The 20,981-nt window shown below is 68.2% G+C and carries 18 protein-coding genes; 6 read left to right on the top strand and 12 right to left on the bottom strand.

Annotated elements, in window-relative coordinates; genetic code table 11:
• Positions 1 to 20: 20 nt before the first annotated feature.
• The 9 genes from ACFOM8_RS13170 to ACFOM8_RS13130 all read right to left on the bottom strand — a co-directional run bounded on the left by ACFOM8_RS13170 (position 21) and on the right by ACFOM8_RS13130 (position 9,239).
• Positions 21 to 476 carry a cytochrome c-type biogenesis protein gene (locus ACFOM8_RS13170; protein ID WP_377762038.1) on the bottom strand — a complete coding sequence of 152 codons (456 nt, stop codon included), beginning with the start codon at positions 474 to 476 and terminating at the stop codon, positions 21 to 23.
• Positions 473 to 2,434 carry a heme lyase CcmF/NrfE family subunit gene (locus ACFOM8_RS13165; RefSeq protein ID WP_377762036.1) on the bottom strand — a complete coding sequence of 654 codons (1,962 nt, stop codon included), beginning with the start codon at positions 2,432 to 2,434 and terminating at the stop codon, positions 473 to 475. The genes ACFOM8_RS13170 and ACFOM8_RS13165 overlap by 4 nt, the downstream gene beginning before the upstream one ends.
• Before the next feature lie 102 nt (positions 2,435 to 2,536).
• Positions 2,537 to 3,058, bottom strand: coding sequence for a holin family protein (locus ACFOM8_RS13160; protein ID WP_377762034.1), 522 nt, complete (start codon positions 3,056 to 3,058; stop codon positions 2,537 to 2,539).
• Complete coding sequence (locus ACFOM8_RS13155; RefSeq protein WP_377762032.1) at positions 3,049 to 3,660, bottom strand: holin-associated N-acetylmuramidase; 612 nt, start codon at positions 3,658 to 3,660, stop codon at positions 3,049 to 3,051. The genes ACFOM8_RS13160 and ACFOM8_RS13155 overlap by 10 nt, the downstream gene beginning before the upstream one ends.
• Positions 3,661 to 3,736: 76 nt before the next feature.
• On the bottom strand, positions 3,737 to 4,207 hold the full coding sequence (locus ACFOM8_RS13150) for a CinA family protein (protein ID WP_377762031.1): 471 nt from the start codon (positions 4,205 to 4,207) through the stop codon (positions 3,737 to 3,739).
• Positions 4,204 to 4,701, bottom strand: coding sequence for a phosphatidylglycerophosphatase A family protein (locus ACFOM8_RS13145; RefSeq protein ID WP_377762029.1), 498 nt, complete (start codon positions 4,699 to 4,701; stop codon positions 4,204 to 4,206). The genes ACFOM8_RS13150 and ACFOM8_RS13145 overlap by 4 nt, the downstream gene beginning before the upstream one ends.
• A 3-nt stretch (positions 4,702 to 4,704) precedes the next feature.
• The gene (locus ACFOM8_RS13140; protein WP_377762028.1) at positions 4,705 to 5,847 is read right to left on the bottom strand and encodes a bifunctional 2-C-methyl-D-erythritol 4-phosphate cytidylyltransferase/2-C-methyl-D-erythritol 2,4-cyclodiphosphate synthase; all 1,143 of its coding nucleotides are present in this window, start codon (positions 5,845 to 5,847) and stop codon (positions 4,705 to 4,707) included.
• On the bottom strand, positions 5,844 to 8,024 hold the full coding sequence (gene purL / locus ACFOM8_RS13135; protein WP_377762026.1) for a phosphoribosylformylglycinamidine synthase subunit PurL: 2,181 nt from the start codon (positions 8,022 to 8,024) through the stop codon (positions 5,844 to 5,846). The genes ACFOM8_RS13140 and purL overlap by 4 nt, the downstream gene beginning before the upstream one ends.
• Positions 8,025 to 8,324: 300 nt before the next feature.
• Positions 8,325 to 9,239 carry a LysR family transcriptional regulator gene (locus ACFOM8_RS13130; RefSeq protein WP_377762024.1) on the bottom strand — a complete coding sequence of 305 codons (915 nt, stop codon included), beginning with the start codon at positions 9,237 to 9,239 and terminating at the stop codon, positions 8,325 to 8,327.
• 150 nt (positions 9,240 to 9,389) lie between these two features.
• Between ACFOM8_RS13130 and ACFOM8_RS13125 the strand changes: the two genes are divergently transcribed.
• From ACFOM8_RS13125 to ccmE, 3 genes are all read left to right on the top strand, one after another.
• Entirely contained in the window at positions 9,390 to 12,779 is a 3,390-nt protein-coding gene (locus ACFOM8_RS13125) for an indolepyruvate ferredoxin oxidoreductase family protein (protein ID WP_377762022.1), read from the top strand.
• 87 nt (positions 12,780 to 12,866) lie between these two features.
• A complete protein-coding gene (locus ACFOM8_RS13120) occupies positions 12,867 to 13,679 on the top strand; it encodes a glutamate racemase (RefSeq protein ID WP_377762020.1) in 813 nt (270 codons plus the stop codon).
• A gap of 19 nt (positions 13,680 to 13,698) precedes the next feature.
• Positions 13,699 to 14,148, top strand: a complete 450-nt coding sequence (ccmE, locus tag ACFOM8_RS13115; RefSeq protein WP_377762127.1) for a cytochrome c maturation protein CcmE — start codon at positions 13,699 to 13,701, stop codon at positions 14,146 to 14,148.
• 68 nt (positions 14,149 to 14,216) lie between these two features.
• On the opposite strand, the gene ACFOM8_RS13110 is transcribed toward ccmE, so the two are convergent.
• Positions 14,217 to 14,765, bottom strand: a complete 549-nt coding sequence (locus tag ACFOM8_RS13110) for a TetR/AcrR family transcriptional regulator (RefSeq protein WP_377762018.1) — start codon at positions 14,763 to 14,765, stop codon at positions 14,217 to 14,219.
• Positions 14,766 to 14,847: 82 nt separating this feature from the next.
• Between ACFOM8_RS13110 and ACFOM8_RS13105 the strand changes: the two genes are divergently transcribed.
• Both ACFOM8_RS13105 and ACFOM8_RS13100 read left to right on the top strand, forming a co-directional pair.
• Positions 14,848 to 16,332, top strand: a complete 1,485-nt coding sequence (locus ACFOM8_RS13105) for an MFS transporter (RefSeq protein ID WP_377762016.1) — start codon at positions 14,848 to 14,850, stop codon at positions 16,330 to 16,332.
• Between the two features lie 31 nt (positions 16,333 to 16,363).
• Entirely contained in the window at positions 16,364 to 17,815 is a 1,452-nt protein-coding gene (locus tag ACFOM8_RS13100; RefSeq protein ID WP_377762014.1) for a TrkH family potassium uptake protein, read from the top strand.
• On the opposite strand, the gene ACFOM8_RS13095 is transcribed toward ACFOM8_RS13100, so the two are convergent.
• On the bottom strand, positions 17,812 to 18,918 hold the full coding sequence (locus ACFOM8_RS13095) for a helix-turn-helix transcriptional regulator (RefSeq protein WP_377762012.1): 1,107 nt from the start codon (positions 18,916 to 18,918) through the stop codon (positions 17,812 to 17,814). The two genes, ACFOM8_RS13100 and ACFOM8_RS13095, sit on opposite strands and share 4 nt — an antisense overlap.
• Positions 18,919 to 19,080: 162 nt before the next feature.
• Here ACFOM8_RS13095 and ACFOM8_RS13090 point away from each other — a divergent pair, with 162 nt between their 5' ends.
• A complete protein-coding gene (locus ACFOM8_RS13090; protein ID WP_377762010.1) occupies positions 19,081 to 19,578 on the top strand; it encodes a hypothetical protein in 498 nt (165 codons plus the stop codon).
• Between the two features lie 31 nt (positions 19,579 to 19,609).
• Here ACFOM8_RS13090 and ACFOM8_RS13085 read toward each other — a convergent pair whose 3' ends face one another.
• Positions 19,610 to 20,914 (bottom strand): peptidoglycan-binding domain-containing protein, encoded by a 1,305-nt coding sequence (locus tag ACFOM8_RS13085; protein WP_377762008.1) that lies wholly within the window; start codon positions 20,912 to 20,914, stop codon positions 19,610 to 19,612.
• Positions 20,915 to 20,981 lie beyond the last annotated feature (67 nt).

Here is a 20,981-nt window from a genome sequence, read left to right as displayed (position 1 = left end):
GGGAAAAGCGCGACCCGGCGTCAGTCGCGCATGATCTGGTCCAGGCGGTCACGCTCGGCCCGGCTCAGCGCCTCCGTTTCCTCGGGACGGGCGGTCGCGCGGCTGCGCAAGAACCGCCAGGCCCCCAGCAGCGCCGCCAGCAGCATGACGGGGCCTGCCAGCCACAGCACCAGATTGCCGCCCCGGGCGCGGGGCTGGAACAGCACGAATTCGCCGAACCGGTCAACCACCGCGTCGATCACCTCGTCATTGCTGTCGCCCGCCACGATGCGTTCGCGGACATAAAGCCGCAGGTCGCGGCTGACCGGTGCGTTCGATTCGTCGATATTCTCGCCCTGGCAAACCGGGCAGCGCAGCATCTGGCCGATCTCGCGCGCCCGCGCCTCGGCGGCAGGATCGGGCAGCACCTCGTCGGGCTGCACGGCCCAGGCCGACAAGGGCAGCAACAGGGCGATCAGAAGAACAAGCCGCCTCATTCCGCGGCCACCGTTTTCGCGGGCGCGCGGCGGGCGCCCGCGGCGACGCGATAACGGCGGTCGGACAGGCTGATCAACCCGCCAAGCGCCATCAGCAGCGCCCCCGCCCAGATCCAGTTGGCGAAGGGCTTAATGTAGATGCGCACCGCCCATCCGCCGTCGGCCTGCGCGTCCCCGATCACCAGATAGATGTCGCGGAAGATGCCGTTGTCGATGGCGGCTTCGGTCGTGGGCATGGCCTGGACCGGATAAACGCGCTTTTCGGGATGCAGCACCGCCACGGGACGCCCGTCCCGCGCGACCTCCAGCCTGGCCGTGGTCGAGATGTAGTTCGGCCCTTCCACCTCGTCCACGCGGGCCAGGGTGATGTCATAGCCGCCGACCCGGAAGGGCTGGCCGACCTGGGCCACGCGGACGTCCTCGACCTGCCAGGCGGTCAAAAGGGCGATGCCGATAAAGGTCACGCCCAGGCCCGCATGGGCGGTGGCCTTGCCCCAGTCGGCGCGCGGCAGGCGGGCCAGGCGCGACAGGCCGGACTGGCCGGTGCGGTGGATCAGTTCGGCGATCGCCCCGAACATCATCCAGGCGCCCAGGCCCGCGCCGATGACGGCAATCGCCGAGCGTCCGGTGGAAACCGCCCAGACAAGCGCCATCACCGCCCCGGTCAGCGCCAGGGCGGGCCACAAGGGCCGGACGGCCCGGCCCAGGGCCGCCCGTTTCCACGGCAGGATCGCGCCCAAAGGCAGCGCCACCGCCAGCACGATCATGAAGGGCGTAAAGGCCTTGTTGAAGAAAGGCGCGCCGACCGACAGCTTGCGCGCCCACAAAAGCTCGGCGATCAGCGGCCACATGGTGCCGATGAAGACCACAAAGGCCGCCACCGCCAGCAGGACGTTGTTCAGGATCAGCGCCCCTTCGCGCGACACCGGCGCAAAGACGCCCTTGGCCGTCATCTGCGTGGCGCGGGCGGCATAAAGCGTCAGCGCGCCGCCGGTGAACACGACCAGAATGCCCAGGATGAACACCCCCCGCGCCGGATCGCTGGCAAAGCTGTGGACCGATGTGATCACGCCCGACCGCACGATGAACGTCCCGATCATGGAAAATCCAAAGGCCATGATCGCCAGCAGGATCGTCCAGCTTTTCAGCGCCTCGCGCTTTTCGACCACGATGGCGGAATGCAGCAGGGCGGCGGCCAGCAGCCAGGGCATGAAGCTGGCGTTTTCCACAGGATCCCAGAACCAGAAGCCGCCCCAGCCAAGCTCGTAATAGGCCCACCAGCTGCCAAGCGCGATGCCGACCGTCAGGAACACCCAGGCGGCCAGCGTCCAGGGCCGCACCCACCGCGCCCAGGCGGCGTCCACCCGCCCCTCGATCAGGGCGGCGACGGCGAAGGAAAAGGCCATCGAGAGGCCCACATAGCCCAGGTAAAGGAACGGCGGATGGAACGCCAGGCCGGGGTCTTGCAGCAGCGGGTTCAGGTCGCGCCCGTCGAAGGGCGGGCTTGCCAGCCGCAGAAACGGGTTCGAGGTGAAGATGATAAAGCCATAGAACGCCGCGCCGATGGACGCCTGCACCGCCAGCACCCGCGCCCGCAGCGCCGGCGGCAGGTTGTCGCCGAAGGCCGCCGCCGCCGCCCCGAACAGCGCCAGGATCAGCACCCACAGCAGCATCGACCCTTCGTGGTTTCCCCAAACCCCGCTGATCTTGTAAAGCATCGGCTTGGCGGTGTGCGAATTCTCGTAAACCAGCTTCAGCGAGAAGTCCGAGGTGACAAAGGCCACCGTCAGCGCGGCGAAGGACAGGCCCACAAGCCCGAACTGCGCCACGGCGGCGGGACGGGCGCTGTCCATCCAGCCCCCCCAGCCTTTCGAGGCCCCGACCATCGGCACCACCGTTTGAAACAGCGAGACCGCAAAGGCGAGGATCAGGGCGAAATGGCCGAATTCTGCTGTCATGGCGGCGGTTCCTTGGGTTCCGCCCAGCATAGGGCCATGCAAAAGGGGGGAAAAGTCCCCCCTTGGTCGCTTCCCGTTCTTTTGTGGGCCACGGGCTGCGGCCTATTCGCGCAGGGTCGCCAGCCAGTCCCGCAACGCGGCATTGTCGGCGAAATCGTCCTCGGGACGCTGGACCGCGACCTGGCCGGTCGTCGTGACGCTGGTCTGCACCTGCTGCGCGGGCCAGACGCGGTGGCGGAAATGATGCGCCTCGCGTGCGCCGAAATAGAAGCCGACAATGGCGCCCAGCAGCCACCAAAGCGGCTCCGGCACCTGTTGCAGGCCGACCATGCGCAGGCTGAAGCCCTGCGGTTCGACCATGGCATAAACGAACAGGCCCATCGTTCCCAGGGCCAGAAGCGGCCGGGGAAGGCGGTTCAGGCCGTTCACGAAGCTGTCGAAAAAGCCAGTGCGCACGGCCTGGAATTCCTGCCCCAGCTGGCCGATGGCGCGGGCATAGGCTTCCTCCTCAAGCTCCATCTTGCGGGTGGCGTTCTGGGTAAAGACCTCGGCCATGCCGGTCGCGGCGCTGCCAAGTGCGGTGACGCCCTGGCCCAGGCCGATGAAGCGGTCGATCATGCCCATTTGGCGGTCCTTTCGCGATGCTCGGCCTCGGTCAGGCGATAGCGGGGGCTGATGAACTCCTCGGCCCGGGTGATCCAGCCGCCCTTGCCGCCCGCCCTGGTGCGGGCGTATTTGCGGCTGGCGGGGCGCTGGTCGGCCAGCGCGTAGTAGTAGTTGCGCCGCGCGATCCCGTAGGCGTCGGCGAAATGATCCGGTGCCGCCGCCGCCGCGTCGTGGGCCGCCGCGATGGTCTGCGGGCCGACCACGCCGTCGGCGGACGCCGCAAAGCCCATGCGCGCGACCAGCCGTTGCAGGATCTTCACGGCGTTGGCGCCCGCGTTCACATACATGTCGAAGACGCTGGCCTGCACGGCTTCGGGCAGTTCGGCCAGGCGCGGGCGCTTGAAGTAGTGGTCCACGAAAATCTGCTGGGCCTGCGCGCGGGTCAGCATCCTGACATCGGCGGCGTCGATGCGCCCGTCCTTGTTCAGGTCCAGGCCCAGCGATTTCATGGTCCCCACGGTGACGCCGTAGTTCGTGGCCCCGCCCGGATCGTCGGGATCGTTCACGTATCCGCCTTCCCGCGCGACGATCTGGGCCGCGATTTCCTCAACGCTTGGCATAGACACCCCCGTCCTGCAAAAGAAGGCACAAGGGTGGCCGGGCGGCGTTAAGGGGCCGTTAACCCACCGGGCGTTGCTAGCGGCGCAACGCGTCCAGCAGCATCTGCAACGCGTGATCCACGGTCGCGGCGCGAACCTGGCGGCGGCCTATGGCGCCGAACTCGACGGTTTCGGTGCGGGTGCCGAAGGGTTCGGCGATGCCGAAGCAGACGCGGCCTTCGGGCTTGTGTTCGGATCCGCCGGGACCGGCGATGCCGGTGACCGCGACGGCGATGCCAGCATCCGAATGGCGCAGCGCGCCGGATGCCATCTCGGCCGCGACCTGTTCGCTGACGGCGCCATGCGCGTCAAGCGTTTCGGGGCGCACGCCCAGCATCTGCCGCTTGGCGGGGTTGGAATAGGTGACGAAACCCCGGTCCACCGCGTCCGACGATCCCGGCACCTCGGTCAGGGCGCCCGCGATCAGGCCGCCGGTGCAGCTTTCGGCGGTGGCGATCATCACGCCGCGCGCGCGGGCGGCGTCAAGGACATCGGCGGCAAGGCTCACAGCATCGGCTCCAGCACGGCATGGTAAAGGCCGGCAAGCGCGGCGGACCCCAGGCCCGCGAACAGCCCGGCCCACAGGTCGTCCATCATCACGCCGACGGCCCCGCCCTGCCGGTCGGCACGGCCCACAAGCCAGGGCTTCCAGATGTCGAACAGGCGGAACAGCAGAAAGGGCACCACAAAGGCGGGCCAGGCGTCGAGGATCGGGATCCCGTGCCGCCACAACGGGATCACGGTGAAGGACATGGCCAGCCACTGGCCCGCCACCTCGTCGATGACGATTTCGGACGGATCTTCGTCGGTGGTCGCGCGCAGCGCCTGCGGGACGGCCCAGAAGCCGATCAGTGCCGCGAGAACCGCGCCCAAGGGGATCAGCAGCGCGCCCCCGGCCTGACAAACCAGAACGGCCAGCAGGACGGCGGCGGCCGACCCCCAGGTGCCGGGCGCGGGGCGCAGGCGGCCGATGCCGAAAACGGTGGTGATCATGGCGATCATGGGTCAGGCTTTCGTCAGCGCGGCGGTGGCGATGGCGGCGATGCCTTCGCGCCGCCCGGTGAAGCCCAGCCGTTCCGAGGTGGTGGCCTTGACGCTGACGCGGCTGGCCTCGACATCCATGATCGCGGCCAGGCGGGCCTGCATGGCGGCGGCATGGGGGCCGATCTTCGGGGCCTCGCAGATCAGGGTCACGTCGGCGTTGCCGAGCGCGAAGCCGCGGCTGCGGAACAGATCGGCGGCGTGGCGCAGGAAGATCGCGCTGTCGGCGCCTTTCCATTGCGGATCGGACGGCGGGAAATGGCGGCCGATGTCGCCCTCGGCCAATGCGCCGTAAAGGGCGTCGGTCAGGGCGTGCATTCCCACATCGGCGTCGGAATGGCCTGCCAAGCCCGCGTCATGCGCGATCCGCACGCCGCACAGCCAGACATGATCGCCCGGCCCGAAGGCGTGAACGTCGTAACCGTTGCCAAGGCGAATATCCATCGCGCCCCCCAGGATGCGTTCGGCCCGCGCGAAATCGGCGGGAAAGGTGATCTTCAGATTGTCCTCGGACCCCGGGGTGATCGCAACCGCGATCCCGGCCTTGAGGGCCAGTTCCACATCGTCGGCGGCATTGTCCGGGTGCAGGCGGTGTGCCGCGGAGATCTGGTCCAGGGTGAAACCCTGCGGGGTTTGCGCGCGGAACAGGCCTTCCCGACGGGCGGTGCCGGTCACGGCGCTGTCCTGGCCGCGCCACAGGGCGTCGGTCACGGGCAGCGCCGGGGCGGCGGCGGGCGCGCCCGCTTGCAGCGCGTCGATCACGCCCCCGATCACGGCATCGCTGACCAGAGGCCGCGCGCCGTCGTGGATCAGGACATGCGTGGCCTGGCCTTCCAGAGCTTGCAGCCCCGCCATGACGCTGGCCGCGCGCGTGTCGCCCCCCGTCACGATGGTCACGCCGCCCGCGAAATCGCGGATCGCGCGGGCCATGTCGTCGGGATGGACAACCAGCACCACGCGGCCGAAGCCCGCGAAAGCCTCCAGCGACCGGGCCAGCACGCTGCGGCCGGCCAGGTCGCGCCATTGCTTCGGCTCGCCGCCCGCGCGGGTGCCGCGGCCCGCGGCGGTGACGATGGCGGCGTAACCCGCCGGAGCCTTGACCGTCATGCGTGGTCGGGCATGTCGCCCCGGATCGCCTTGGCGAAGGCGGTGCGATACAGGCCCGACAATTCCGCCAGATCGCCCGCATCGCTGCCCATCTGCACGGCCATGCCGCCAAAGACGCCCGCCTGGGCCGCAGGAACGCCCGCGGCCTCGGCGGCCTTCAGCAGCGCGTCCGCGCCTTCGGCGGTGCAGGCGACCAGATAGCGGGCCTGATCCTCGCCGAACAGCCGCGCGATGTCGCCGCTGTCCAGGCGGATGCCGATGCCCGCCGCCTCGGCCATCTCGAAGGCGGCAAGCGCCAGGCCGCCGTCGGACAGGTCGGTCGCGGATGTCACAAGGGCGCGGTTGGCGCGCAGGAACTCGCCGTGCCTGCGTTCGGCCGCCAGATCGACGGGGGGCGCGTCGCCTTCCTCGATCCCCCAGGCCTCGGCGGCAAGCGCCGACTGGCCCAGATGGCCGCGCGTCTCGCCGATGACGATGGCCACGTCGCCTTCCGACGGCAGGCCGGCGATCAGGTTCGACAGGTCGTCGATCAGACCCACGCCGCCAATGGTGGGGGTGGGCAGGATGCCCTTGCCGTCGGTTTCATTGTAAAGCGACACGTTGCCCGACACGATGGGGAAATCCAGCGCCGCGCAGGCCGCGCCGATGCCTTTGACGGCGCCAACGAACTGGCCCATGATTTCGGGCTTTTCCGGGTTGCCGAAGTTGAGGTTGTCGGTCGTGGCCAGCGGCAGCGCGCCCACGGCCGACAGGTTGCGGTAAGCCTCGGCCACGGCTTGCTTGCCGCCCTCGAAGGGGTTCGCCTTGACATAGCGCGGCGTCACGTCGCTGGTGAAGGCCAGCGCCTTGTCCGTGCCGTGGACCCGCACCACGCCCGCGCCCATGCCGGGACGGCGGATCGTGTCGGCGCCGACCTGGGTGTCGTATTGTTCCCAAACCCAACCCTTGTGGGCGTAGTTGGGCGAGCCGATCAGCGCGCGCAGGGCCTTGATCGGCGTGATCGCGGGCAGGTCCGGCATGGCTCCGGCGGCGGGGGTTTCCACCCAGGGCCGGTCGTATTCCGGCGCGTTCGAGGACAGCTTGGACAGCGGCAGGTCGGCCTTGACCGTGTTGCCGTGGATGATCAGAAAGCGGTCCTCGGCGATGGTTTCGCCCACGATGGCGAAGTCCAGATCCCATTTCTCGAAGATGGCGCGGGCCTCGGCCTCCTTCTCGGGCTTCAGAACCATCAGCATCCGTTCCTGGGATTCCGACAGCATCATCTCGTAGGCGGTCATGCCCGTCTCGCGCTGCGGCACGGCGTCGAGGATCAGCTTGATGCCCAGCCCGCCCTTGTCGCCCATCTCGACGGCGGAGCAGGTCAGGCCCGCCGCGCCCATGTCCTGGATGGAAATGACGCTATCCGTCTGCATCAGTTCGAGGCAGGCTTCCAGCAGGCATTTCTCGGTGAAGGGATCGCCCACCTGCACGGTGGGGCGCTTGTCCTCGATGGTGTCGTCGAACTCGGCCGAGGCCATGGTCGCGCCGCCAACGCCGTCGCGCCCCGTCTTGGCGCCCAGATAGACCACCGGCATTCCGATGCCCGATGCGGCGGAATAGAAGATCTTGTCCGCGTCGGCCAGGCCCGCCGCGAAGGCGTTGACCAGGCAGTTGCCGTCATAGCTGCGGTGGAAACGCACTTCCCCGCCCACGTTCGGGACGCCGAAGGCGTTGCCATAGGCGCCGATGCCCTCGACCACGCCCTTGACCAGATGCGCGGTCTTGGGGTGTTCGGGGCGGCCGAAGGAAAGCGCGTCCATGGCGGCGATGGGCCGCGCGCCCATGGTGAAGACATCGCGCAGGATGCCGCCCACCCCGGTCGCGGCGCCCTGGTGCGGCTCGATATAGGACGGGTGGTTGTGGCTTTCCATCTTGAAGACCACCGCCTGACCGTCGCCGATGTCCACCACGCCCGCGTTCTCGCCCGGGCCGCAGATCACCTGGGGGCCGCTGGTCGGCAGGGTGCGCAGCCATTTCTTCGAGGATTTGTAGGAACAATGCTCGTTCCACATGGCGCTGAAGATGCCCAGCTCGGTAAAGGTGGGTTCGCGCCCGATGATGTCCAGGATGCGGTCGTATTCGTCGGGCTTCAGCCCGTGCGCGGCGATCAGGTCGGGGGTGATCGTCGGTTCCTGCATCGTGGTGCCTTCCTGCGCGAGAGGTTTGGCGCCTTCTAGGACGTGACGCACGGCATGGGAAGGGACCGCCCGGAGGACGCGGGCAAAAAAAAGCCGGGCACGAGGCCCGGCCTAAGTCCAACAGGGAGGTAGAAGGTGATGAGCGATTACGCTGACCATCGCCTTCGAAGCCCGATTTATGGGCAGGGCGTTAACGGTTCAAGAGGGATCATGCCGCAACCGCAGCATAGCGGACATGCAGTTGCCGAATAGCTGCACGCGGAAGTTGTCTTTTTGCCACAGTTTGCATAGCGACAGCCGCTATTTCGCGGCGGTGATCAGCGCCTCGCTTTGGCGGCGGCGGTAATCCTGGATTTCCTCCAGCACGAAATCGCGGAACACGGCGACCCGGCGGGTTTGGCGCAGCTCCTCGGGATAGGCCAGGAACACCGGCACCTCGCCGGATTCGACATCGGGCAGCACGCGGACCAGCTGCTTGTGGTCGGCGGTCAGATAATCGGGCAGCACGCCGATCCCCAGGTTGGCAAGCACCGCCTGCAACACGCCGAAGTAATTGTTCACCGTCAGCGTGGATCCGATGTTCTGGGCCATGATTTCCTGGACCAGCCGCGCCCCCGCCGCGACCTGCGGCTGGTCGGGCTTCTGGCAGATCAGCCGGTGCGTGGACAGGTCGGCCATGGTTTGGGGAACGCCGGCCTTTTCCAGATAATCCTGCGTCGCGTACAGGCGCATGCGGATGTTCAGCAACCGGCGCCGGATCAGATCGGACTGGCTGGGCTCTTTCATGCGGATGGCCACATCGGCCTCGCGCATGGGCAGGTCCAGCAGCCGTTCCTCCAGCATCAGGTCGATCTTGAGGTCGGGGTATTTCTCGTAAAGCTTGACCAGCCGCGGGGCCAGCCACAGCGTCCCGAAGCCCACGGCGGCGGTGACGCGCAACTCGCCGAAGACATGCTCCTCGCTGTCGCGGATGCGGGCGGCTGCCGTGTCCAGCTTGCGCGCCATGGCCGAGGTGGCCTCGAACAGCAGTTCGCCCTGCTCGGTCAGAATCAGTCCCCGGGCGTGGCGGTGGAACAGCGTCGTCCCGAGCGATTCTTCCAGCGCGCGAATCTGCCGGCTGACGGCGGATTGCGACAAATGCAGCGTGTCGCCGGCATGGGTCAGGCTGCCCGCGTCGGCAACGGCGTGAAATATTCTGAGCTTGTCCCAGTCCATGCTGTTACAATCCTGCCGTGTCAGCCATGCGTTTTTTGCAGACCTATCCCGAATGCCGCATCCCGGCAAGAGAAAGCCGCCGCGGCATTTTTTCCTTTGGTCGGTCAGCAAAGCTGACCTATACTGGGGACCGGTGGAGGAGATATTGGAATGAGCAAGCAGGAATTCTCGCTAGCCGACCGCTTCGATCTGGCAAAGCCGCAGGTGCTTCTGAACGGCACGCAGGCTCTGGTCCGGCTGATGCTGATGCAGGCCGCCCGCGACAGGGCGGCGGGGCTGAACACGGCGGGCTTTGTGACCGGCTATCGCGGATCGCCGCTGGGGGGCGTCGATCTGGCGATGATGCGCGAAGGCAAGCGGCTGTCGGAACGGAACATCCTGTTCCAGCCCGGCCTGAACGAGGATCTGGCCGCCACCGCCATCTGGGGCAGCCAGCAGGCGGAACTGCGCGGCGAGGGCAAATACGACGGCGTTTTCGCGCTGTGGTACGGCAAGGGTCCGGGCGTGGACCGTTCGGGCGACGTGATGCGCCATGCCAACATGGCGGGCACGTCGAAGTTCGGCGGGGTCGTGATGGCCATGGGCGACGACCATACCGGCGAAAGCTCCTCGGTGCTGCACCAGTCGGACTGGGCGATGATCGACCGCTATATCCCGGTGCTGTCGCCGGCGGGGGTGCAGGAAATCCTGGATTACGGGCTTTACGCCTTTGCCTTGTCGCGCTTTGCGGGCGTCTGGACGGGCCTGAAGACCATGAAGGACACGGTCGAGGCGACCTCGGTCGTCAACGGCGATCCTTTCCGGCTGTCCTTTGTCGCCCCCGAGTTCCAGATGCCCGAAGGCGGGCTGAACATCCGCCTGCACGACACGCCCGTCGCGTCCGAGGCGCGGATGATCGACTACAAGCGTTGGGCCGCCGAGGCCTTTGGCCGCGCCAACAAGATCGACCGCAAGATCTGGGGCAAGCCCGGCGCCAAGATCGGCTTTGTCGCGGCGGGCAAGAACTGGCTGGATCTGGTCCATGCCCTGTCCCTGCTGGGCATCGACGAGGCCGAGGCCGAACGGCTGGGCCTGACCACCTACAAGGTCGGCCAGACCTGGCCCCTGGACATGAAATCCTTCCAGGAATGGTCCGAAACGCTGGAACTGATCGTCTGCGTCGAGGAAAAGCGCAAGCTGATCGAGGTGCAGCTGAAGGAAGCGATCTTCGACAACCGCCACGGCCGCCGCGTCCACGGCTGGAAGCACGACCGCACCGGGGCCGAGCTGTTCCCCACCCGTTACGCCCTTGACCCGGTGATGATCGCCCAGAAGATCGGCGAGATCCTGATCGAGGAAGGCCGCGGCACCGACCACATCAAGGCGGGCCTCACCCGCCTGTCCGAGGTGCGCCGCGCCGACAACGCCCCCGAGATCGCGACCCGCACGCCCTGGTTCTGTTCGGGCTGCCCGCACAACACCTCGACCAAGGTGCCGGACGGCAGCCGCGCCTATGCGGGAATCGGCTGCCACTACATGGTACAGTGGATGGACCGGGAAACCACCGGCTTCACCCATATGGGCGCCGAAGGCGTGAACTGGGTGGGCGAGGCGCCGTTCAGCAAGACCAGGCACGTTTTCCAGAACCTGGGCGACGGCACCTACAACCATTCGGGATCGCTGGCGATCCGCGCGGCCATCGCGGCGGGAACCACCATCACCTACAAGATCCTGTTCAACGACGCGGTCGCCATGACCGGCGGCCAGCCGAACGAAGGCGGGCTGACGGCCCAGCAGATCGCAGCCGAACTGGTCGCCATGGGCGTGAAGCCCCTGGTGGTTGTTTATGACGAGAAAGAGGACGTGGACCCCAAGCAGTTCCCGGCGGGCCTGCGCTTCGAGGAACGGGCCGAACTGATGGCCGTGCAGCGCGAACTGGCGGAAACCGAGGGCGTCAGCGCGATCCTTTACATCCAGACCTGCGCCGCCGAAAAACGCCGCCGCCGCAAGCGCGGCACCTTCCCCGACCCCGACCGCCGCGTCTGGATCAACCCCGAGGTCTGCGAAGGCTGCGGCGACTGCGGCGTCCAGTCGAACTGCGTGTCGATCGTGCCCTTGGACACCGAACTGGGGCGCAAGCGCCAGATCGACCAGTCGTCCTGCAACAAGGACTATTCCTGCCTCAAGGGCTTCTGCCCCAGCTTCGTCACCGTTCAGGGCGGCAAGCTGAAGAAACCGCAGGCCGAAGCCTTCGACATCCCCGACCTGCCCCTGCCCGCCCTGCCCGCGATCAGCGGCACCCACAACGTCGTCATCACCGGCGTCGGCGGCACCGGGGTGGTGACCATCGGCGCGGTGCTGGCCCAGGCCGCCCATATCGACGGCAAGGGCGCGGGCATGATGGAAATGGCGGGCCTGGCCCAGAAGGGCGGCGCGGTCCATATCCACCTGCGCCTGGCCGACCGCCCCGAGGACATCAGCGCCATCCGCGTCGCCGTGGGCGAGGCCGATTGCATCATCGGCGGCGACCTGGTGGTGACGGCGGGCGCCAAGACCATCGGCCTGATGACCACCGGCCGCACCGGCGCGGTGGTCAACGACCACGAGATCATCACCGGCGACTTCACCCGGCTGCGGGATTTCCGCGTGCCGGCGGACCAGTTGAAGCTGTCGCTGGAAGCGCGGCTGCGCGACCGCGTGGCCTTTTTCGACGCTAACGACCTGGCGCTGCGGATGCTGGGGGACTCGATCTACTCCAACATGCTGGTGCTGGGCGCGGCCTGGCAGCAGGGCCTGCTGCCGCTGTCGCTGGAGGCCATCATGCAGGCGATCGAGATGAACGGCGCCAAGGTCGCGGAAAACCAGCGCGCGTTCCTGATCGGCCGCTGGGCCATGGCCTTTCCCGACCAGACCCGCAAGCCCGCCCCGGTGACGGAGCTTCCCCCCGACCCCGTGGCCTATCGCGAGGCGCGGCTGGTCGGCTATCAGAACAAGCGCCTGGCCCGGCGGTTCCGCAAGCTGGTGGACGCGGCCCCTGCCCCGCTGCGGGAAAGCGTCGCGCGCGGCTATTACAAGCTGCTGGCCTACAAGGACGAATACGAGGTCGCGCGGCTGCACCTGACCACCGCCGAGCAGATCGCCCGGCAATGGGACGGCGACACCAGGCTGACCCTGCACCTCGCGCCGCCGATCCTGTCCGGCAAGACCGCCGAGGGCCGTCCGAAGAAGCGCGAGTTCGGCGCATGGATGCTGGGCGCCTTCAAGGTTCTGGCCCGGATGAAGGTTCTGCGCGGCACGCCCTTCGACCCCTTCGGCTATGCCGCCGAGCGCCGCCGCGAACGCGCCGCGATCCGCGAATACGAGGAGGACATGCGCGAGGTTCTGGCGAATGTCACCGACGCCACCATGCCCGTCGCCGTCGAACTGGCCGAACTGCCGTTGACGGTGCGCGGCTATGGCCCGGTCAAGGCCCAGGCCGAGGCGGCGGCGGCCGTCCGGCGGACGGAACTGCTGGCGCAGTTCCGCAGCGGCCAGGCACCCTTGCAGCAAGCCGCCGAATGACACTTTGGTGGGCGACCTGATCTAGGTCATTTCCAAGATGCGCGATGCGCCGTAAAAAGGCGCCTCGCGACGGGCAAGGGTGGCATCATGGCAGTAGGCGTTTTCGATTCGGGTCTTGGCGGGCTGACGGTCCATGGAGCCATCGCCGCGCGCCTGCCCGACCTGCCGCTGGTTTATCTGGGCGACAACGCCCACACCCCCTACGGCACCCGCACCGCCGAGGACATCTTCAACCTGACCTGCGCGGGCGTGGAACGTCTGTGGGCCGAAGGCTGCGACCTGGTGATCCTGGCCTGCAACACTGCCAGCGCCGCCGCGCTGAAGCGGATGCAGGAAACCTGGCTGCCCCCCGACAAGCGCGTCCTGGGCGTCTTCGTGCCCATGATCGAGGCCCTGACCGAACGCCGCTGGGGCGACAACTCGCCCCCGCGCGAGGTCGCGGTCAAGCACGTGGCCCTGTTCGCCACCCCCGCCACCGTCGCCAGCCGCGCCTTTCAGCGCGAACTGGCGTTCCGCGCGGTGGGCGTCGATGTCGAGGCGCAACCCTGCGGCGGCGTGGTCGATGCCATCGAGCAGGGCGACGAAATCCTGGCCGAGGCGCTTGTGGCATCCCATGTCGAGGCGCTGCTGCGCCGGATGCCCCACCCCGAGGCCGCGGTGCTGGGCTGCACCCATTACCCGCTGGTCGAGGCCGCCTTCCAGAAGGCTCTTGGGCCGAATGTCAAGGTTTTCAGCCAGGCGGGTCTGGTCGCGGAAAGCCTGGCCGACTATTTGCGGCGCAGGCCCGAATTCCTGGGATCGGGCACGGAGTCGAAGAACCTGACCACCGGCGATCCGGTGCGGGTGTCCGGCAAGGCCACGCAGTTCCTGCGCCGCCCGATCCGGTTCGAGGCAGCATGAGGTCCGCGCCATGGCTGGCATGAAATCCCTGAAGAAACGCCGCCGCATCCAGGTGATCGTCGCGGCCGCCCTGGCGCTGCTGATCGCGGTCGGCCTGATCGGCTATGGCTTCCGCGACGGCATCAACCTGTATCGCTCGCCCGCGCAGGTGGCCGAGGCGGCGCCGGAACCCGACGAATATTTCCAGTTGGGCGGGCTGGTGAAGGAAGGCTCGGTCGTGAACCGCGACGGGGTGGCCTTCGATTTCGTCATCACCGACGGCGCGGCGGAAATCCCCGTCAGCTATGTCGGCCGCGATCCGCGCCCGGACATGTTCACCGAAGGCCAAGGCACCATCGCCAAGGGCTATTACCGCAATGCCCGGTTCGAGGCGCATGACCTGCTGGCCAAGCATGACGAGACATACATGCCGAGAGAGGTGGTGGACACGCTGAAGGAAAGCGGCGTGTACCAGGATCCGAACAGCTAGCTCGGCCCGGCAAAGGCCACCGCCTTCGCCGCACGCGGGCGGGCAAACGCAGCCGGTTTCCGCCGGGGCTACGCCCCGCCGTCTTCCAGCAACCCACCGATGTCCCGGAACACCGCGTCCCATTCCGCATCCTCCAGCGGCATGAAGCGCAGGAAATGCAGCAGGAACGCCCCCTCGCAGGCCAGAAAGGCCAGCCTCGCGCGGCGGCCTTCGGGCGTCCCGGCGTCCAGTCCCGCCAGCCGGTCCCGATACCAGCCCTGGGTCGAGCCGAGATGCTCGGGCGTCTGCATCAGCCCCGCCATCAGGCTGGCGGCCTTGGTCATCGACAGATCGTCCGCCTGGCGCGTGGCGGCGACATGGGCGCGCAGCCGCTGCAACGGGTCGGCATCGGCACCGGCGATGGCCGCGAACTTCGCCTCGTAATCCCGGTTCCACCGCGCGAACAGCGCGTCGATGATGTCGTCCTTGGTGCCGAGCGTGTATTGCACCCCGCCCTTGGTGATCCCGCAGGCCCGCGCCAAGGCGTCGATGGTCAGCGCCGCGGCGCCCTGCCGGTGCATGATGCCCTCGGCCGCGTCCAGCAGCTTTTCGCGGTCGATGCTGCGCGGTCTTGCCATGAAGCCTCCATTTCCATACGATCGTATTTAAACAGGCTCGCCGCGATTCGCCACCGGGCCTTGCCTTGTTTTCAGGTGAAAGATGACCGCCCGTTCGCCCTGGCTTGTTCTCGCCATCGTTTCCAGCGCCTTGTTCCTGATCGTGATCGACATGACGGTGCTGTACACCGCCCTGCCCACGCTGACACGCGACCTGGACGCCTCGGCCACGGACAAGCTGTGGATCGTGAACGCCTATTCGCTGGTCGTGGCGGGGCTGCTGCCGGGCGCGGGGGCGCTTGGCGACCGTTACGGGCACCGGCGGATGTTCATTGTCGGGCTGGCGGTCTTCGGGCTGGCCTCGCTGCTGGCGGGGTTCGCGCCCTCGACCACGGCGCTGATCGCGGCGCGCGTTCTGCTGGCGGTGGGGGCCGCGGCGATGATGCCCGCCACGCTGTCGATCATCCGCCAAAGCTTCGAGGATCCCGACGACCGCTCTCTTGCCATCGGCATCTGGGCGGCCGTCGCGTCGGGCGGGGCGGCGCTTGGGCCGGTGATCGGCGGGGCGCTGCTGCAACATTTCCACTGGGGCGCGGTGTTCCTGGTCAACCTGCCGGTGGTGGCGGTGGCGCTGGTTCTGACCCTTGCCTTCGTGCCCAGGGGCCAGGGGCACGGCCACCATCCCTTCGACCCCGTGGGATCGGTGCAGGCCCTTGTCGGTCTGGTCGGCATGACCCTGGCCATCAAGGAGATCGCCAAGCCCGACCCTTCGGCGGCGGTGCTGGTCCTGTCCGCCCTGGGGGGCCTTGCCGCCCTGGCGCTGTTCGTCCGCCGCCTGCGCCGCAGCGCCAGCCCGATGATCGACCTGGCGCTGTTCCGCGACCCGCGCTTTTCCGGCGGGGTGATCGGCGCGGTGGTGTCGGCCGCGGCCCTGCTGGGGGTGCAGCTCGTGATCACGCAGCGCCTGCAACTGGCCGAGGGGATGTCGCCTCTCGAGGCCGGGCTGTTCGTTCTGCCGATCCCGCTTGCCGCCTTTGTGGCCGGACCCGTGGCGGGCATGATGCTGGGCCGCATGGGCGCGGGCCGCCTGCTGTCGGCAAGCCTGGGGATCAGCGGGGCCGGCATCCTGGCCTATTGGGCGGGCTTCGGCCAGCCGGGGGCGGAACTTGCCAGCTTTGCCGTCACCGGCGCGGGCATTGGCGCCGCGATGACGGCGGCATCCTCGGCCATCATGCTGAACGCGCCTGCCGACCGGGCGGGCATGGCGGCCTCGGTCGAGGAGGTGTCCTATGAACTGGGCGGCGCGCTTGGCATCGCCATCCTGGGCAGCCTGATGGCGGGCGTATACAGCGCAAGCTTCGCCGCCCGGGGCTTCGGCGGAGAGGCGGCGGATTCGCTGGACGGCGCGCTGGCCCTGGCCGCGACCCTGCCCGCGCCCCAGGCCGACAGCCTGCTGGCCCTGGCCCATGGGGCCTTCGACCGGGCCACGGGCGCGGTCGCGCTGGCGGCGGGGCTGATCCTGCTGGCGGCAGCCTTCTGGGTCGGCCGGATCGACCGCGGGGGCAAGGCGGTCCAGCAGGGCGCTTGACGCCTGCCCGGGGGCGGGGCAAGCAATCGCCATGATCGACATTCGCCCCGTGGCCCATCCGATCGGCAAGATCATCGTGACCCTGGGGGTTTCGATGCTGGCGCCCATGGCGGTGGACTGGTGGCACGGCGACCCGCATTGGGCGGTGTTTCTGCAATGCGCGGCGCTGACGGTTGTCGCGGGCGCGCTGGTCTCGGTCGCGACCTGGGGGGATTACCGCAGCCTGTCGATCCACCAGGCCTTTCTGCTGACCTCCGGCCTTTGGGCGGTCCTGCCGGTCTTCGGCGCCCTGCCCTTTATGCTGGGCCAGCCCCACGCCGGTTTCACCGACGCCTATTTCGAGGCGATGTCGGGCGTCACCACCACCGGCACCACGGCATTCCCGGACCTGGACGGCCTGCCGCGCGGCACGCATCTGTGGCGGGCCATCCTGCACTGGATCGGCGGCCTGGGGATCGTCGTCGTGGCGATGGTCTTTCTGCCGATCATGAAGGTGGGCGGGATGCAGTTCTTCCGGTCCGAGGGCTTCGACACCCTGGGCAAGATCATGCCCCGCGCCGGAGAGATCGCGGCCGAGATGACGCGCGTCTACGTCATGCTGACGGGTTTCTGCACCATGACCTATCTGCTGTTGGGCATGAACGGGCTGGACGCCGTTGTGCAGGCCTTCGGCACCGTCTCGACCGGGGGATTTTCCAACTACGACGCCAGCTTCGGGGCCTTCCTGGGGCCGCTGGAATGGGCGGCGTCGGTCTTCATGGTGCTGGCCTCGCTGCCCTTCATCCGGCTGGTGCAGGGCATGCGGGGGCAGTTCGCGCCGATCTGGCAGGATATGCAGATCCGCGCCTATCTGCGCTGGATCCTGTATGCCTGCGCGATCATCGTGGCCTATCGGGTGATCTTCCTGGACCAGCAGGGCAACATCCTGGACATCACGCGGGAAACGGTCTTCAACACCGTGTCGACCTTTTCGGGCACGGGGTTCTTTTCGACGGACGTGATGACCTGGGGCCACCTGCCGCTGGCCGTTCTGATCATCTGCGGCCTGATCGGCGGCTGCACCGGATCGACCGCCTGCTCGGTCAAGGTGTTCCGCTATCTGGTGCTGTTCCAGGCGGTCCGGGCGCAGCTGCGCCGGATGCATTCGCCGCACCGCGTTTATGCCCTGCGCTACGAAGGCCGGCCGCTGGACCAGGACGTGATCGATTCGGTCATGGCCTTCTTCACGCTGTTCACCCTGACCTTCGGGCTGCTGATCGTGGGCCTGTCCCTGACCGGCCTGCATCCCCGCACCGCCCTGACCGCCGCCTGGACCGCCATCGCCAACATCGGTCCCGTCTGGGGCCCCGAGATCACCGCCAACGGTTCCGTTGTCCGCTTCCCCGAGGCCGCCAAGTGGCTGATGATCCTGGGCATGTATCTGGGCCGGCTGGAGTTGGTGTCCGTGCTGGTTCTGCTGCTGCCGCGGTTCTGGCGGGGCTAGGAACGGTCCTGCGCAAGGATCCGCGCCACGTCGATCCGGTGGCGCGCCTCCATCTTGCCCAGGACCGACCGGATCTGGTTGCGCACGGTATGCAGGCTGGTCTGCCGCGCCATGGCGATTTCGGCGGTGGTCAGGCCTTGCGCGATGGCCCGGGCGATCTCGGCCTCGGCCGGGGTCAGCCCGAACCGCGATCGCAGCCCCGGGATCCGCGACGGCTCGCCCGCCGCTCTGGACAGCAGGAACAGCATCCGGGGCCGGGAGAAACTGTGGCCCCCGAAAAAGGGCGAGGGCAGGCAAATGCCGTCGCCGGGCTGCGCCAGCCTGATCTGCCAGCCGTCCGCGGCCCTGAAGACGGGCGGCGGGCGTCCTGCGCCGCCGGGGCTCCGGCAAGCGGCCCTGGCCCAATCCTGCATGGCGCCGTTCTGGAAGATCACCTTGCGGAACGGATCCAGGCGAAAGACCCTGCCGTCCTGCGCGGCGGCGCCGTCATCCGCCCAGATCAGCGACAGGCCGTCGTCAACCATCATCAGCCCGCCGCCGCCGCCCGCCTCTGCCCGCCCGCCGCCCAGGGACAAGGCCGAGATGATCTCGGCCACCTGGAAGGCGTGGGACAGATGCGGCTCCAGCCGGTCCAGCAGCCGCTGCGCGCGCGAGGCCGCCCGTTCGCCGTCGCGCCGGCGGAGGTTCAGCGACAGCACCAGCGAGCGGTCGGCATGGGGCCGCGATCTGACCGCCACGGCGATCGCCAGATCCTCCTGCGGCCGCAGCCAGTCGTTGTAGAATTCCGTCCGGCGCAGCGCATCGTCGGGCAAGTCCATGGGCGACATCCTGGCCCGCCCGGGAGACATCGCCGCCGACAGCGGCACAAAGGGATTGATGCGGTGGAAATGCGCCAGATAGGACCGCGCGAAGGCCGCATCGAAGCTGCCCGCGACCGACAGGAACGGCGCCCCCGACCGCTCCGCGACGCCATGGATCGAGGCCTTGGCGCACCCCAACCCTTGTTCCAGGGCAAGCACGAAATCCTGCCATCCCGCAGGGTCGAGCGCGGCCCGGTGCAGGCAGGCGATCAGCGGGTCTTCCGGCGGCGCGGGACTGGGCATGGGGAACCGGGCACGGGCAAGCGCCACGATCATATACCAGGGCGGACGGTCGCCAAGAATAAATCCGCAACCATGGCGCAAATGCGTCATGCACGACCAAGGCAACAGGAGGAGGATTCACCGTATCGGACATAGCAGCTTAGACACGAAAAGGGGAAGGTCATGCGCAGCCGGTCGTTTCTACATTCCGCGGCAGCTTTTCTGTTGACTGCCGTTGCAGCCCCCGCCCTGGCGCACGCGCAAGAGTGCCCCGCCGGCTTCACGTTCCTGGGGCAGGCGTACAAGGAAGCCAACGCGGTCAACAGAGAGGCAAAGGTCACGGCTCATCCCCCGGTGATCGTGAATTTTCCGCCCCATTTCAGCCTTGACCGGGATGTCGTCCAGCACGGCGGCAAGTGGGCTGGCGGATCCGCAGATGCGGTCATGTCGGATGGCGATGTGCCCAGAGGCCTGCTGATCCTGGCAGGAGGCACCCAAGGCGGAGCAAAGGGCTGGTCGATCGGGAAGCCGGAACTGATCGTTCTGCAAGAAGATGACGATCAGATCGTTCAACGCGGACTCAGGATCGGTCTGTATTGCCACACCGGCAGCGGCTTGGCGGACATGGCGGGCCATGTCAGCTGCAACGTCCACGCCAACATCTGCGGAAAACCAAGGTGATCCGTTGCAGATGAAACGCCGCGCCTGATCGTCAAGGCCGCGCCGTGCCCGCGCCGGGCTCAGACCCTGGCGCGGGCGCATCGTTCGCCGCAGGCCCCTTCCTTGCGAAGCTGTCCGCCATCTCGGCCGCGATCCGCGCCTGGCCCTGGGCATCCGACGCGGGCCAGATCAGCACGAAACCTTCCGCCCGGCCGTCGCGGACCCAGCCTTCGGCGCGGCCGATATGGGTGTCGTTGGCGCCCTCCAGCAGGACATGGCCGGGCTTGATGCTGCGGACGGGCTGCGGCACCCAGCCAAGCGCCGTCACCAGCCCCGACAAATCCAGCAGTTCCTGCTGGCCGCCGGGCTGGCTGAACAGGATCAGCGCCGCGCCCGACCCGTTTTTGGGGCCATAGATCGACAGCGCGCGTTCCGTCCGGTCGAAGGCCAGCCGGTCCATCGGCGCCAGGACCGACAAACCCGTGGCGGGATCGTCCAGCGTCGCCAGCCCGACCTGGGTGCGCCAGGCGTCGCGGCGGGCGATCAGTTCCCGCATCGCCGTGCCGGGATCGGTGGACAGGCGCTCGGCCAGGATCTCGGCCTGGATGGCGTCGCGGGTGCGGGGGCCGGCCTTGCCGTCGATCTCTCCGTCATAAACGCCCGCCCAGCGCAGCGCGCGCTGCACCTGGTCCAGCGGCGGCATCTCGGCCGGGACAGGCGGAGGCGCGGGCAGGTCGGGCGCCGCGCCCGCCTGGATCGCCGATCCAAGCTCGGCGGCATCCGACACGAAGGCATCGTCCGGCACCAGATCCCCGTCCTTGAAGACCTTGATCCAGGCATCGGCAGCGGCCCGGTCCACCGGCCCCAGCGTCACCCCGAACCAGCCGTTCGGCAGTTCGGCCAGCCCGGCCTCGGGGAAGGTCTTGCGCCATTCGGCCAGCGCGGCATCGGCGTCCGCCCGCGTCTGCACCGATTGCAGGCGCAGATAGGCGCCCGGCGCGGGCCGGTCCGGCTGCGGCGCGGCGGGGGCCTGGGCCACGGGCGCAGCTTCGCCGGCAGGGGTCAGGACCACGCCTTGCTCCGGCACGGTGACGAAGCTGTCCAGGGGGATCTGCCGCGCCTCCTTCAAGGCGCCGATCCGCTTGCCCGCCTCTTCGGGCGACAAGGGGCCGATGGCGATGGCCGTCCAGCCGCGCGGCAGGGGAAACGTCACCACGTCGTCGAACTGGCTGGCCCAGCGCGCGGCGGCGGCGGCGGCCTCGGCGTCGCGCTTGGATTCGATGCGGATCACAGCATCCTGCGCAAAGCCCGCCAGCGGCAACCCTGCCGCCATCACCACCAAAGCCAAGCGCCGCATTCCCATCCCCCTTCGCTGGCCGTTCTTGCGGCCTTTATTGACCCTGTTCCCCGCCCCGCCTAGAAGG

It is taken from the genome of Paracoccus angustae (genome assembly GCF_042648745.1).
GTDB classification, from domain to species: Bacteria; Pseudomonadota; Alphaproteobacteria; order Rhodobacterales; family Rhodobacteraceae; genus Paracoccus; species Paracoccus angustae.
Note: the sequence above shows the minus strand (reverse complement) of the source record. Positions and strands in the feature narration are given on the sequence as shown.

Bases quoted from the DNA above. Each gene is read 5' to 3' on its own strand.
- ACFOM8_RS13140 (WP_377762028.1), bottom strand. From the start codon at position 5,847: ATGACGGTCAAGGCTCCGGCGGGTTACGCCGCCATCGTCACCGCCGCG.
- ACFOM8_RS13170 (WP_377762038.1), bottom strand. From the start codon at position 476: ATGAGGCGGCTTGTTCTTCTGATCGCCCTGTTGCTGCCCTTGTCGGCC.
- ACFOM8_RS13155 (WP_377762032.1), bottom strand. From the start codon at position 3,660: ATGCCAAGCGTTGAGGAAATCGCGGCCCAGATCGTCGCGCGGGAAGGC.
- ACFOM8_RS13085 (WP_377762008.1), bottom strand. From the start codon at position 20,914: ATGCGGCGCTTGGCTTTGGTGGTGATGGCGGCAGGGTTGCCGCTGGCG.
- ACFOM8_RS13125 (WP_377762022.1), top strand. From the start codon at position 9,390: ATGAGCAAGCAGGAATTCTCGCTAGCCGACCGCTTCGATCTGGCAAAG.
- ACFOM8_RS13130 (WP_377762024.1), bottom strand. From the start codon at position 9,239: ATGGACTGGGACAAGCTCAGAATATTTCACGCCGTTGCCGACGCGGGC.
- purL (WP_377762026.1), bottom strand. From the start codon at position 8,024: ATGCAGGAACCGACGATCACCCCCGACCTGATCGCCGCGCACGGGCTG.
- ACFOM8_RS13165 (WP_377762036.1), bottom strand. From the start codon at position 2,434: ATGACAGCAGAATTCGGCCATTTCGCCCTGATCCTCGCCTTTGCGGTC.
- ACFOM8_RS13120 (WP_377762020.1), top strand. From the start codon at position 12,867: ATGGCAGTAGGCGTTTTCGATTCGGGTCTTGGCGGGCTGACGGTCCAT.
- ACFOM8_RS13160 (WP_377762034.1), bottom strand. From the start codon at position 3,058: ATGGGCATGATCGACCGCTTCATCGGCCTGGGCCAGGGCGTCACCGCA.
- ACFOM8_RS13095 (WP_377762012.1), bottom strand. From the start codon at position 18,918: ATGCCCAGTCCCGCGCCGCCGGAAGACCCGCTGATCGCCTGCCTGCAC.
- ACFOM8_RS13105 (WP_377762016.1), top strand. From the start codon at position 14,848: ATGACCGCCCGTTCGCCCTGGCTTGTTCTCGCCATCGTTTCCAGCGCC.
- ACFOM8_RS13110 (WP_377762018.1), bottom strand. From the start codon at position 14,765: ATGGCAAGACCGCGCAGCATCGACCGCGAAAAGCTGCTGGACGCGGCC.
- ACFOM8_RS13145 (WP_377762029.1), bottom strand. From the start codon at position 4,701: ATGATCGCCATGATCACCACCGTTTTCGGCATCGGCCGCCTGCGCCCC.
- ccmE (WP_377762127.1), top strand. From the start codon at position 13,699: ATGAAATCCCTGAAGAAACGCCGCCGCATCCAGGTGATCGTCGCGGCC.
- ACFOM8_RS13090 (WP_377762010.1), top strand. From the start codon at position 19,081: ATGCGCAGCCGGTCGTTTCTACATTCCGCGGCAGCTTTTCTGTTGACT.
- ACFOM8_RS13100 (WP_377762014.1), top strand. From the start codon at position 16,364: ATGATCGACATTCGCCCCGTGGCCCATCCGATCGGCAAGATCATCGTG.